The organism is Brenneria sp. L3-3C-1 (assembly GCF_016456245.1).
Taxonomy (GTDB): domain Bacteria; phylum Pseudomonadota; class Gammaproteobacteria; order Enterobacterales; family Enterobacteriaceae; genus Brenneria.
The window spans coordinates 184661-197941 of sequence record NZ_JAEMHF010000006.1; the positions used below are offsets into that span (position 1 = coordinate 184661).

General features: G+C 53.8%; 9 protein-coding genes. 6 read left to right on the forward strand and 3 right to left on the reverse strand.

What is annotated here, in order from left to right; genetic code table 11:
• Positions 1-114: 114 nt before the first annotated feature.
• Complete coding sequence (locus tag JG725_RS13605) at positions 115-1473, reverse strand: amino acid permease (protein ID WP_199378455.1); 1359 nt, start codon at positions 1471-1473, stop codon at positions 115-117.
• Between the two features lie 651 nt (positions 1474-2124).
• Between JG725_RS13605 and pdhR the strand changes: the two genes are divergently transcribed.
• The 6 genes from pdhR (at position 2125) to JG725_RS13635 (ending at position 11232) form a co-directional block, all read left to right on the forward strand.
• On the forward strand, positions 2125-2889 hold the full coding sequence (pdhR, locus tag JG725_RS13610) for a pyruvate dehydrogenase complex transcriptional repressor PdhR (protein WP_172290698.1): 765 nt from the start codon (positions 2125-2127) through the stop codon (positions 2887-2889).
• A 140-nt stretch (positions 2890-3029) separates the two neighbouring features.
• Positions 3030-5693, forward strand: coding sequence for a pyruvate dehydrogenase (acetyl-transferring), homodimeric type (gene aceE / locus JG725_RS13615; protein ID WP_199378457.1), 2664 nt, complete (start codon positions 3030-3032; stop codon positions 5691-5693).
• A 14-nt stretch (positions 5694-5707) separates the two neighbouring features.
• Positions 5708-7309 (forward strand): pyruvate dehydrogenase complex dihydrolipoyllysine-residue acetyltransferase, encoded by a 1602-nt coding sequence (gene aceF, locus JG725_RS13620; RefSeq protein WP_199378459.1) that lies wholly within the window; start codon positions 5708-5710, stop codon positions 7307-7309.
• Between the two features lie 215 nt (positions 7310-7524).
• Positions 7525-8949, forward strand: coding sequence for a dihydrolipoyl dehydrogenase (lpdA, locus tag JG725_RS13625; RefSeq protein WP_172290695.1), 1425 nt, complete (start codon positions 7525-7527; stop codon positions 8947-8949).
• 237 nt (positions 8950-9186) lie between these two features.
• The gene (locus JG725_RS13630; protein ID WP_199378461.1) at positions 9187-10371 is read left to right on the forward strand and encodes a dienelactone hydrolase family protein; all 1185 of its coding nucleotides are present in this window, start codon (positions 9187-9189) and stop codon (positions 10369-10371) included.
• Positions 10372-10488: 117 nt separating this feature from the next.
• Positions 10489-11232 (forward strand): GntR family transcriptional regulator, encoded by a 744-nt coding sequence (locus JG725_RS13635; protein ID WP_199378463.1) that lies wholly within the window; start codon positions 10489-10491, stop codon positions 11230-11232.
• A 48-nt stretch (positions 11233-11280) separates the two neighbouring features.
• On the opposite strand, the gene JG725_RS13640 is transcribed toward JG725_RS13635, so the two are convergent.
• Positions 11281-12267 carry a PfkB family carbohydrate kinase gene (locus JG725_RS13640; protein WP_172290691.1) on the reverse strand — a complete coding sequence of 329 codons (987 nt, stop codon included), beginning with the start codon at positions 12265-12267 and terminating at the stop codon, positions 11281-11283.
• A complete protein-coding gene (locus JG725_RS13645; RefSeq protein WP_172290690.1) occupies positions 12254-13279 on the reverse strand; it encodes an ADP-ribosylglycohydrolase family protein in 1026 nt (341 codons plus the stop codon). The genes JG725_RS13640 and JG725_RS13645 overlap by 14 nt, the downstream gene beginning before the upstream one ends.
• Positions 13280-13281: the final 2 nt, after the last annotated feature.

The following is a 13281-nucleotide window of genomic DNA, read 5'->3' on the forward strand; positions in this document are numbered from 1 at the left end:
TCCGGCGGCTTACGCCGCTACGGCCCCTCGCCACGCTCTCCCTAATAACGGGCTTTGTCAACGGTCTGAGTGGCCGATAAAACATCGGCCATTGTAACAGTCGGATGAAAAACCTTAACGGCGTTGATTTTTCTGTTTGATAAAGTAACCGATGCCGAGAATAACCAGCCATACCGGGATCAACAGCACGGAAATCTGAATCTCCGGCGTCAGGTACATGATGACCAGAATCCCCGCCAGGAATAACAAGCAGAGATAGTTGCCCAGCGGATAAAACAGCGCTTTAAACTTGGTTACGGTGCCTTCGCTGTCTTTTTTCGCCCTGAACTTCAGGTGGGCAAGGCTGATCATCGCCCAGTTGATCACCAGGGCGGAAACCACCAGCGCCATCAACAACGCAAAGGCCTTGCCTGGGATCAGGTAGTTGATCAGTACGCAGAGCGCGGTAGCCAGAGCCGAAAGGCCAATGGCAACCACCGGTACGCCGCGGCTGTCGACCGTTTTCAGCACTTTAGGGCCGTTGCCCTGTTTTGCCAGACCGTACAACATGCGGCTATTACAGTACACACAGCTGTTGTACACCGACAGCGCGGCGGTCAGCACCACGATGTTCAGTACGGTCGCCACCACATTGCTGTTCAGTTCATGGAAGATCATCACAAACGGGCTGCCGCCTTCGACCACTTTACCCCATGGGTACAGCGACAGCAGAATGGTCAGAGAACCGATATAGAAGATCAGAATACGGTAGATAACCTGATTGGTTGCCCGTGGAATGCTTTTTTGCGGGTCATCAGCTTCAGCGGCGGTGATGCCGACCAGCTCCAGTCCGCCGAATGAGAACATGATGACCGCCATTGCCATCACCAGGCCGATGGTGCCGTTCGGGAAGAACCCTCCCTGCGCCCACAGGTTGGTGACCGTCGCTTCCGGGCCGCCTGTGCCGCTGATCAACAGCCAGCCGCCAAAGACGATCATACCGATAATGGCCGCCACCTTAATGATGGCAAACCAGAATTCCATTTCACCGTAAATTTTGACGTTCGCCAGATTAATGGCGTTAATCACCAGAAAGAAAACGGCGGCGGAAACCCAGGTGGGAATATCGGGCCACCAATACTGGACATAAATACCCACCGCGCTCAGTTCCGCCATGGCAACCAGCACGTACAACACCCAGTAGTTCCAGCCGGAGGCGAAACCGGCGAAATTTCCCCAGTACTTATAAGCAAAGTGGCTGAAAGAACCTGCCACCGGTTCCTCTACCACCATTTCCCCCAGTTGACGCATGATAAGAAAGGCGATCAGCCCGCCGATGGCGTACCCTAAAATGACTGACGGCCCAGCCATTTTGATTGTTTGAGCGATCCCGAGAAAAAGCCCGGTACCGACCGCGCCACCCAGGGCAATCAACTGAATATGACGGTTTTTCAAGCCACGCTTGAGTGCTCCATCCTGTTGTTGATCATCCATCAATTTTACCCTCTGCCATTGTGAGCCGATCATAAGCTCAGTTGTATTAACTCTTTTACGTTGGTGTAATTTTATTTTTACGATGAGATGCTGGCTAATATTATCCGACATCTATCGTTGGTCAGAGAATAGTGGCAAGCAAACAAGATTGCACTGATTTCTTACGGGTCAGTAAAGAATAATTATAACGACATCAATGTCTCGCCCATAAATCCTCAGCCGATGGCCTGATAACGTCGGGCGTTCTTTTTTACCTTTACTCTTTCACGATGTCTTTTCTTACCATCCGGTGAATTTGCCCAATTCTGTGCACGAATTGCACCAGGCCACAGCATTATCCTCAAATGCATATTTTCATAAAAATTCATTTATTTTGAATTTAAATTCAATTATTGGTTATTTAAACGGTTCAGCATTGCCTGCTTTAGGTTTCATAAAAGTTAAAACATACGCAAGAGGATTAATGGTAATACCACTGGCGCCCTATCACTTTGCCGTATATCTTTCGTGCATTTGTTAAAATATGGTGGGATTGGTGATTTTACCCCACGTCCTTATGGACAGAAGGTGAATACTTTGTTACTTTAGCGTCACGTTTTTGAAATTGGTATTACCAATTGACTCCGCGCTATTCGCAGAGATGAATCCACCATGGCATACAGCAAAATCCGTCAGCCCAAACTGTCAGATGTGATTGAGCAGCAACTGGAATTTCTGATCCTTGAGGGCACTCTGCGCCCCGGCGAGAAGCTCCCTCCGGAGCGCGAACTGGCCAAACAGTTCGATGTTTCCCGCCCCTCTCTGAGAGAAGCCATTCAACGTCTGGAAGCCAAAGGATTACTTTTGCGCCGTCAGGGCGGCGGCACCTTCGTTCAGGCCAATCTCTGGCAAAGCGTCAGCGATCCGCTGGCGGAATTACTGAGTAATCATCCCGAATCACAATTTGATCTGCTGGAAACCCGCCACGCGCTGGAAGGTATTGCGGCCTATTATGCCGCGTTACGTGGCACAGAGTCAGATTTGCAACGTATCCGGGATTGTCATGAGGCCATTCAGCAGGCCAGAGATGCGGGGGATTTAGCATCCGAGTCGGAAGCGGTTATGCAGTATCAGATTGCGGTCACCGAGGCCACGCATAATGTGGTGCTGCTGCATCTGCTGCGCTGCATGGGGCCGATGCTGGAACAGAACGTGAGACAGAATTTTGAATTGCTTTATCTAAGCCGGGAAGTGCTGGCGCAGGTGAGCATTCATCGCGCTGGAATTTTTGAGGCGATTGTTGCCCGTGAGCCCGAGAAGGCGCGCGAGGCATCACACCGCCATCTGGCGTTTATTGAGGAAGTATTGCTGGATCTTAACCGGGAAAATAGTCGGCGCGAAAGATCGCTGCGTCGGCTCCAGCAGCGCAAGGATTGAGTGTCCTACCTGGTTGGGACGCTGAATGCGGCGACTACGACGATGAGCCTGTCTTCATGTGCTTTACTTATAGCTATACGGCAGAGCGCAAGAAGACAGGCTCCAACAAACTAACTTATTAGAGAAGATAAGGAATAACCATGTCAGATCGTTTAAATAATGACGTGGATCCGATCGAAACCCGCGACTGGCTGCAGGCGATCGAATCGGTCATCCGTGAAGAGGGTGTTGAGCGCGCTCAGTTCCTGATTGATCAGGTATTGAGCGAAGCGCGCAAAGGCGGAGTGAGCGTTGCCGCTGGCAGTGCCGCTCGCCAATACGTCAATACCATCGCAGTGGAAGACGAGCCGGACTATCCAGGTAATCAGGATCTGGAGAGACGTATTCGCTCCGCGATCCGCTGGAACGCGATCATGACCGTGCTGCGCGCGTCGAAAAAAGATCTGGATCTGGGCGGCCACATGGCGTCTTTCCAGTCTTCCGCAACCTTCTATGAAGTGTGCTTCAACCACTTCTTCCGCGCGCGTAACGCGCAGGACGGCGGCGATCTGGTTTACTTCCAGGGCCACATTTCTCCCGGCATTTATGCCCGCGCCTTCCTTGAAGGCCGTCTGACCGAAGAGCAGATGAACAACTTCCGTCAGGAAGTTCACGGTAAAGGTCTGTCTTCTTACCCGCATCCCAAACTGATGCCGGAATTCTGGCAGTTCCCGACCGTTTCGATGGGGTTGGGGCCGATCGGCGCTATCTATCAGGCTAAGTTCCTGAAGTATCTGGAACACCGCGGTCTGAAAGATACGTCTAAGCAAACCGTTTACGCGTTCCTGGGCGACGGTGAAATGGACGAGCCGGAATCCAAAGGGGCGATCACTATCGCCACCCGCGAAAAACTGGACAATCTGGTGTTCGTTATCAACTGTAACCTGCAACGTCTGGATGGCCCGGTTACCGGTAATGGTAAAATCATTAACGAACTGGAAGGCATTTTCGGCGGCGCCGGCTGGGAAGTGATCAAGGTTATCTGGGGCGCGCGTTGGGACGAACTGCTGCGTAAAGACACCAGCGGTAAACTGGTTCAACTGATGAACGAAACCGTTGACGGCGACTACCAGACTTTCAAATCCAAAAACGGCGCTTATGTGCGTGAGCACTTCTTCGGTAAATATCCTGAAACGGCGGCGCTGGTCAAAGACTGGACCGACGACCAGATTTGGGCGTTGAACCGTGGCGGTCACGATCCGAAGAAAGTCTACGCCGCCCTGAAAAGAGCGCAGGAAACCAAAGGCAAACCGATCGTTATTCTGGCGCATACCATTAAAGGCTACGGTATGGGTGATGCGGCTGAAGGTAAAAACATCGCTCACCAGGTCAAGAAAATCAACATGGAAGGCGTACGTTACTTCCGCGATCGTTTCAATGTGCCGGTTAGCGACGACAACATCGAAAAACTGCCGCTTATCACTTTCGATAAAGACTCCGAAGAGTACAAATACCTGCACGAACGCCGTCAGGCGTTGGAAGGCTACCTGCCGACCCGTTTGCCGAAATTCAGTGAAAAACTGGAACTGCCGACGCTGGAAGATTTCAGCACGCTGCTGGAAGAGCAGAACAAAGAAATTTCCACCACTATCGCTTTCGTCCGCGTCCTGAACGTGATGTTGAAAAACAAGTCGATCAAAGATCGTCTGGTTCCGATCATCGCCGATGAAGCGCGTACCTTCGGTATGGAAGGTCTGTTCCGTCAGATCGGTATCTACAGCCCGAACGGTCAGCAGTACACCCCGCAGGACCGTGAGCAGGTTGCTTACTACAAAGAAGACGAAAAAGGCCAGATTCTGCAAGAAGGGATCAACGAACTGGGCGCCGGTTCATCCTGGCTGGCGGCGGCGACGTCTTACAGCACTAACGACCTGCCGATGATCCCGTTCTACATCTACTACTCGATGTTCGGCTTCCAGCGTATCGGCGATCTGTGCTGGGCGGCAGGCGACCAACAGGCGCGCGGCTTCCTGATCGGCGGTACGTCGGGCCGCACCACGCTGAACGGCGAAGGCTTGCAGCATGAAGACGGCCACAGCCACATTCAGTCGCTGACGATCCCGAACTGTATTTCCTACGATCCGGCCTATGCTTACGAAGTGGCTGTCATCATGCATGACGGTTTGCATCGTATGTATGGCGAAGCGCAGGAAAACATCTACTACTACATCACCACGTTGAACGAAAACTACCACATGCCGGCGATGCCGCAGGGTGCGGAAGAGGGTATCCGTAAGGGTATCTATAAGCTGGAAACGGTCAAAGGCGGCAAAGGTAAGGTCCAACTGCTGGGTTCCGGTTCTATCCTGCGCCACGTGCGTGAAGCCGCGCAGATTCTGGCGAAAGATTACGGCATCGGTTCCGATGTATTCAGCGTCACCTCCTTCACCGAGCTGGCGCGTGATGGTCAGGATTGCGAGCGTTGGAATATGCTGCACCCGGCCGACGAACCTCGCGTGCCTTATGTGGCGCAGGTATTGAGCGATGCGCCGGCCGTAGCCTCAACCGACTACATGAAGCTGTTTGCCGAGCAAATTCGTAACTTCATCCCGGCCAGCGATTATCGCGTTCTGGGCACTGACGGTTTCGGCCGTTCCGACAGCCGTGAGAACCTGCGTCACCACTTTGAAGTGGATGCGTCTTACGTCGTGGTTGCGGCTCTGGGTGAACTGGCTAAACGCGGTGAAATCGATAAGAAAGTGGTTGCTGACGCTATCGTCAAATTCGATATCGATGCAGATAAAGTCAACCCGCGTCTGGCATAAGAGGTAAAGATTACATGGCTATCGAAATCAAGGTACCGGACATCGGTGCAGATGAAGTTGAAGTCACCGAAGTGTTGGTGAAGGTAGGCGACAAGGTTGAAGTTGAACAGTCGCTGATCACCGTAGAAGGCGATAAGGCTTCTATGGAAGTGCCTTCTCCGCAGGCCGGTGTAGTAAAAGAGATCAAAGTTTCCGTCGGCGATAAAGTGGAAACCGGCAAGCTGATTATGATTTTCGATTCCGCCGACGGCGCGGCCGATGCAGCGCCCGCCAAGGCTGAAGAGAAGAAAGAAGAGCCGAAAGAAGAGGCCAAACCGGCCGCCGCCGCCAGCGCCAGTAAAGATGTTGCCGTACCGGACATTGGCGATGACGAAGTCGAAGTCACCGAAGTGCTGGTTAAAGTCGGCGACAGCGTTGAAGCCGAGCAGTCTTTGATCACCGTTGAAGGCGACAAGGCGTCGATGGAAGTGCCGGCGCCGTTCGCCGGCGTGGTGAAAGAAATCAAAATCAACACCGGCGACAAAGTGAAAACCGGCTCGCCGATCATGGTGTTTGAAGTTGAAGGCGCCGCCCCGGCTTCCGCTCCGGCGGCCAGTCAGCAGGATGCCGCTCCGGCGAAGAAAGAAGAACCAGCCGCCGCTGCTCCTGCGCCAGCCGCCAAAGCGGAAGGCAAGGGCGAGTTTGCCGAAAATGACGCCTATGTTCACGCGACGCCGGTTATCCGTCGTCTGGCGCGTGAATTCGGCGTGAATCTGGCGAAAGTGAAGGGAACCGGGCGTAAAGGCCGGATCCTGCGCGAAGACGTTCAGGCTTACGTGAAAGACGCGGTGAAACGCGCCGAGTCCGCGCCTGCCGCTACCGGCGGCGGTCTGCCAGGCATGCTGCCGTGGCCGAAAGTGGACTTCAGCAAATTCGGTGAAATTGAAGAAGTCGAGCTGGGGCGTATCCAGAAAATCTCCGGCGCTAACCTCAGCCGTAACTGGGTGATGATCCCGCACGTTACGCATTTCGACAAAACGGATATCACCGATCTGGAAGCGTTCCGTAAACAGCAGAACGTGGAAGCAGAGAAGAAAAAACTGGATGTGAAGATCACCCCGGTGGTTTTCATCATGAAAGCCGTTGCCTATGCGCTGGAGCAGATGCCGCGTTTCAACAGTTCGCTGTCTGAAGATGCTCAGAAACTGACGCTGAAGAAATACATCAATATCGGCGTGGCGGTGGATACGCCTAATGGGCTGGTGGTTCCGGTGTTCAAAGACGTGAACAAGAAAGGCATCATCGAGCTGTCCCGCGAACTGATGACTATCTCTAAGAAAGCGCGTGACGGTAAGTTGACCGCGGGCGAAATGCAGGGCGGATGCTTCACCATCTCCAGCATCGGCGGCCTGGGTACGACGCATTTCGCGCCGATTGTCAACGCGCCGGAAGTGGCTATCCTGGGGGTGTCTAAGTCGGCGATGGAACCGGTCTGGAATGGTAAAGAGTTTACGCCGCGTCTGATGATGCCGATCTCTCTGTCTTTCGACCACCGTGTCATTGACGGTGCTGATGGTGCGCGCTTTATTACCATCATCAACAATATGTTGTCTGACATTCGCCGTCTGGTGATGTAATCGAAAAAGCCGGCCTGACGGCCGGCTTTTTTCTGGTAAGCTGTCGTTTGCTACAGCTATCAGTGATTAAGGACAAATCGTTAGTCGCTTGTTGTTTCAAAATTGTTAACGATTTTGTACACTACAGCGACAAGGACACGTCCCGGTGGAAGAGGGCGTTAAGACTCAATAACAATGACGTCACAGACCCGCCGGAAATTAATTAAGAGGTCATGATGAGTACTGAAATTAAAGCTCAGGTGGTGGTACTTGGTGCCGGCCCCGCAGGGTATTCTGCTGCCTTCCGTTGCGCGGATTTAGGCCTGGAAACCGTACTGGTTGAGCGCTATGCCACGCTGGGTGGCGTGTGTCTGAACGTTGGCTGTATCCCTTCCAAAGCATTATTGCACGTTGCCAAAGTGATTGAAGAGGCCAAAGCGCTGGCGGAACACGGCATCGTATTCGGCGAACCTAAAACCGACATTGATAAAATTCGCCTGTGGAAAGAAAAAGTGATTAACCAGCTGACCGGCGGCCTGTCCGGTATGGCGAAGGCCCGTAAGGTTAAAGTGGTTAACGGCCTGGGCAAATTCACCGGCGCTAACACGCTGGTGGTTGACGGTGAAAACGGCAAGACGACAATCAATTTTGAAAACGCGATTATCGCGGCGGGTTCCCGTCCGATCCAACTGCCGTTTATTCCGCATGATGATCCGCGCGTATGGGATTCCACCGCTGCGCTGGAGCTGAAAGACGTACCGGAACGCCTGTTGATTATGGGCGGCGGCATTATCGGTCTGGAAATGGGCACCGTGTATCATGCTCTGGGTTCTCAGATCGACGTGGTCGAAATGTTCGATCAGGTGATCCCGGCTGCCGATAAAGACATCGTCAAAGTGTTCACTAAACGTATCAGCAAGCAGTTCACGCTAATGCTGGAAACCAAAGTGACCGCGGTAGAAGCTAAAAAAGACGGTATCTACGTCACGATGGAAGGCAAAAAAGCGCCAGCTGAACCACAGCGTTATGATGCGGTGCTGGTGGCCATCGGACGTGTGCCGAACGGCAAACAGCTGGATGCCGGTCAGGCCGGGGTTGAGGTTGACGATCGCGGCTTTATCCGCGTGGATAAGCAAATGCGCACCAACGTGCCGCACATTTATGCAATCGGCGACATCGTCGGGCAGCCGATGCTGGCGCATAAAGGCGTTCATGAAGGTCACGTGGCCGCGGAAGTTATCGCCGGCAAAAAACATTACTTCGATCCGAAAGTCATTCCTTCCATTGCTTACACCGAGCCGGAAGTCGCTTGGGTTGGTCTGACCGAGAAAGAAGCGAAAGAGAAAGGCATCAGCTATGAAACGGCTACGTTCCCGTGGGCGGCGTCCGGCCGCGCCATCGCTTCCGATTGTTCGGACGGTATGACCAAACTGATTTTCGACAAAGAAACGCACCGGGTTATCGGCGGCGCGATTGTCGGGACTAACGGGGGCGAACTGTTAGGCGAAATCGGTCTGGCGATCGAGATGGGTTGCGATGCGGAAGATATCGCGTTGACCATCCATGCTCACCCGACGCTGCATGAGTCTGTCGGTCTAGCGGCTGAAATTTATGAAGGCAGCATCACCGATCTGCCGAACCCGAAAGCGAAAAAGAAATAATTTCGTTTTAGCTGGTGGTTAATCATTGCTGATCCGGTCTCGTAAGAGGCCGGATTTTTTATGGCCGGGCGTTTTGCCCGCCTCCCTTCGGGCCGTTGCTGCGCAACGTTAAAAAACGTTCCCGACGTTTTTTTACTACCGGCTTCGCAAAATTGTACTTTCCTCGCTCTATTTTTATCCGCGTCATTTACAATCAAGTTTCAAAAAAGAAACGATGTTTTATTTTTGAGATTATTTATGAAAATGACTATCCTGCGTTTTCCTGTCTGGTTGCTGGCGGCGTTATTGTCCAGTACCTCGCTTATGGCCAATGATATGAACACTCATACGCCGGCGGTCACGGATGAAGGACTGCCCTCGTTTTATCCCCAGCTTAAACAGCAGATGACCTATCCCGATTCCTGGCTTTCCGGCAACTATGCCGATTTTACTCTGTGGAAATCGGCGGCGCGGCAGACGTTGCATAGGCTGCTATTGACGCCGGAGGCCAGTAAGGATTTTGCCCCGAAAACCCTGGCGCAACAGGATCGTGGAGACTACGTCGCGGAGAAAGTGGCGTTTAATCTGACGGATGAAAGCCGCGTCAACGGGCTGTTGCTGACGCCCAAAACGCCAGGGCCGCATCCCGCGGTGGTTCTGTTGCACGATCACGGATCGAAATTTGATATCGGCAAAGAGAAGATGATCAAGCCGTGGGGGAACGATGAGCAGTCGGCTTCAGCGCAGGCCTGGGCCGACAAGTTTTTCAGCGGGCGTTTTGTGGGCGATGAACTGGCGAAACGGGGTTACGTGGTGCTGGCGGTCGATGCGCTGGGATGGGGCGAACGCGGCCCCATCAACTATGAGCAGCAGCAGGCGCTGGCCAGCAACTTCTTTAATTTGGGGCGCTCGCTGGCAGGGTTGATGGCCTATGAAGATATGCGGGCGACGGACTTTTTAGCCTCGCTCCAGCAGGTTGATGCGCGTCGCATTGGCGCCGTCGGTTTTTCGATGGGGGCTTACCGGGCCTGGCAGTTGGCGGCGCTATCCGATCGTATCGCCGCCACGGCGGCGGTTTCCTGGATTGGGACTTATGAGGGCTTGATGACGCCGGGCAATAACGTGCTGCGCGGGCAGTCGGCGTTTTACATGCTGCATCCCGGTTTGCCGGCACGTATGGATTTCCCGGATGTGGCCAGCCTTGCGGCGCCGAAGCCGATGTTGTTGTTCAACGGCGGCAAAGACGCTTTGTTTCCTGGCCGCTCGGTGACGGACGCGTATGCGAAAATGCACCGGGTCTGGCAGTCGCAGCGGGCGGGCAGTCAACTGGAAACCCGAATCTGGCCGGAACTGGGGCACGTTTTCTATCAGCAACAGCAGGAAGCGGTTTTTCTCTGGCTGGATCGCTGGCTGATACCCGATGGACATCAAAAAATAAAGTGATGCCTATGGTTTATTGAAACACCGGATGGTATTAGGTTTTATGGAGGGTGTAACCGATCGATAAAACGGAAAACGTGATGATATTTGAACGTAATTTTACTGTTCGGGTGGGGTTAAATGGAGAGTGACGCCATATTGATGGAACGGCTACGCGAGAGTTTGGCGTTGCCGAATAAATCTCCGTTGTATGTTCGATTTGTACAAACGGTACAGCAGGCGTTACAAGCGGGCGAAATTCGCCAGGGGGATTTTTTACCCAGCGAACGCGAACTGAGCGAATGGCTTGGGATCTCGCGTATTACGGTGCGTAAGGCGTTGTCTGAGCTGGAGTCGTTGCAGGTTGTTATTCGAACGCGCGGCTATGGCACCTATATCAGCGATCAAATGGAATATTATCTCAAGGAAGCTCAGGGATTTACTCAACAGGTTCAGCAGCAGGGGAAAAAACCGGGTACGGAATGGCTGTGCAAATCGGTGGTGAACTGTCGTGAGGAGATTGCCAAACGGCTTAAGCTGCCGGTAGGCAGTGAAGTTTTCTGCTTAAAACGCATTCGCTATATTGATGATGAGCCGTTGTCCATCGCCGAGTCCTATGTGCCGGTGGCATTTATCCATGATGTGGATGACATTACCCTGTCGCTGTATGCTTATTTTCGCAGTCAGAACCGGAGTCCGGTGCGCACGCGTAGTTGGGTGTCGGCTCAGCTTGCGGATAAGTCCATGCACGAATCGCTGAAATTGAACAGCGGCGCGGCCGTACTCGTGGTGAAACAGCTTGCTTTTGATCGGAGCAACATTCCTATTGAGTACAGTATCAGCTATTGCCGTGCTGATACCTATGTGTTTGTGTCTGAAGAATAGCGCCAATTATCCGGGGGCAGGCAATTGGCGGCAGGCTATAAAATATTTTTATGTTTCCCGGGCCTGTAAATATTCGCTGAGCTGCCGGCGCGACGGGGCGCAGTCGCCGCCGCGATGGCTCACCACAAACGACGCGACGGCATTGCCCAGCATAACCGCCTGTTGCAGCGACCAGCCGGAGGCCAGCCCGGCGAGCACGCCGCCGGCGTGACTGTCGCCCGCGCCGATGGTATCAACGACTTGAGCCTGAACGGGAGAAACCCAGCCGGCCTGTTGCGCATGGCGATAGTAGGCGCCTTCTTTATCCAGTCGGACGATCAGCGGACAGCGATGGCGCTGACTCCAGTTTGCGACCAGAATTTCGACTTCCTGAGCGGTCAGCTCGGCGTCAGAGTCGGTTTTGAGTAAATGGCCGGCCTCTTCGCGGTTCAGCGATATTATCGGGTTGCGGGCGAGCACTCGCGCCAGCCGGTCTGGCGCGATATCGGCAATCCGCGGGCCGAAATCGATAAACAGCGTGGTGCTGTGCGGCAATGTCTCCAGCCAGCGAATCAGCACATCGCCGCATGCGCTGGTTAGCTGATAACCGGACAGATAGACCAGGGCGTGTGGATCTATCGTCAGTTGCGACAGCATATCCGTCGTCCATTGATTTTCGACGCCGCTCACCGACAGAAACGTGCGTTCGCCGTCTGGCTCTATCAGCGCCAGGCACCAGCCATTATCGCCTTTTTCGGTTTGTATCACGCTGTTGATATCTTTTTCTTTCAGCGCGTGGCGAATAATATCGGCCCAGATCCCCTGCCCGACAGGCAGCGCGTTAAGCGATGACATTCCCAGTTGTTTCAGCGTGACGGCGATATTCAGGGCGCAGCCGCCAATATTCACCCCTTGCTGATGAAGTTCGATGTCGCTGCCACGGTGCGGCAGCGAATAGGCATCGGCGATGACATCAATGACCGCGGCGCCGATGACACAAATCTGACGCTGATTTTTCAGCGTATGCAGGTGCTGAAGAAGATTATTTGTCGGCATAGTCTGCCTCTCTGAGCAAGCGTAGGCGCAGCAGTTCATGGCTATAACGACCGACATCAATCCGGTTTGCGTCGTCCAATTGCTGTTTCAGCGCCGGGTCAAGACTCTCTACGCCGTTGAGCGCGCCGCAGATGGCGGTTGCCATCGCGCCAATGGTATCGGTATCGCCTCCCAGATTGGCGCACAAAATCGCACAACGATTGGCATCCGTCTGCGCCAGTTCCACCATGGCAATCGCCGCAGGGACGGACTCGATGGTTGAGGTGCCGGCGCCTATCAGCTGATAAATCTGCTCCATCGTTTGTTCCACGCCATGGTTGTTTCTCGCAATCTGTAGCGCCAGTTCGATACGCGCGGCGATGGAAGCGCTAAAGGTGGTGACATGCTTCTCCTGAGCAAATTTGGCGATGGCGGGCAACTGATCGCCGATCGATGACCAACTGGCGCCGTCAATGGCTTTGGATATCGCCCAGGCGATCGCGGTGGCGCCCGCGATGGCGACATCGGATTTGTGGGTCGGGCTGGAGGCCCGCTCGACCTCGGCGATAAAATCGCCCAGAGAACGAGGCGGCAGCAGGCAACCTAGCGGAGAAACCCGCATTGCCGCGCCATTGGTGACGCCGTTGTTTTCCAGCGAGGCGATATCCTGACCTTGTTCAATGGCGCGCAGCGCAATCTTTGAGGTCGGGCCCAGTATGTTTTTATTGAAGGCGTCAAAGCGTATGACCCAATCAAGGATATGCCGGCCAATAACGTCTGCGTCGATCTGTCCTTCGCATTCAATAATGGCATCAGCCAGAGCGATGGCCATCGACGTATCATCGGTAAACTCCGCCGCCTTGAAGTAACAGGCGGCGCTATTTTCCGCCGGCCCGGGGAGGAAGCGATCGATCCAGCCAAAATGCGCCTTGACGCGCGAACGCGGCCACAATTCGGACGGCATGCCCATGGCGTCGCCTAATATTTGTCCGTATAACGCGCCTGCAATCCGGCTTTCTTTACTGTATGACATGA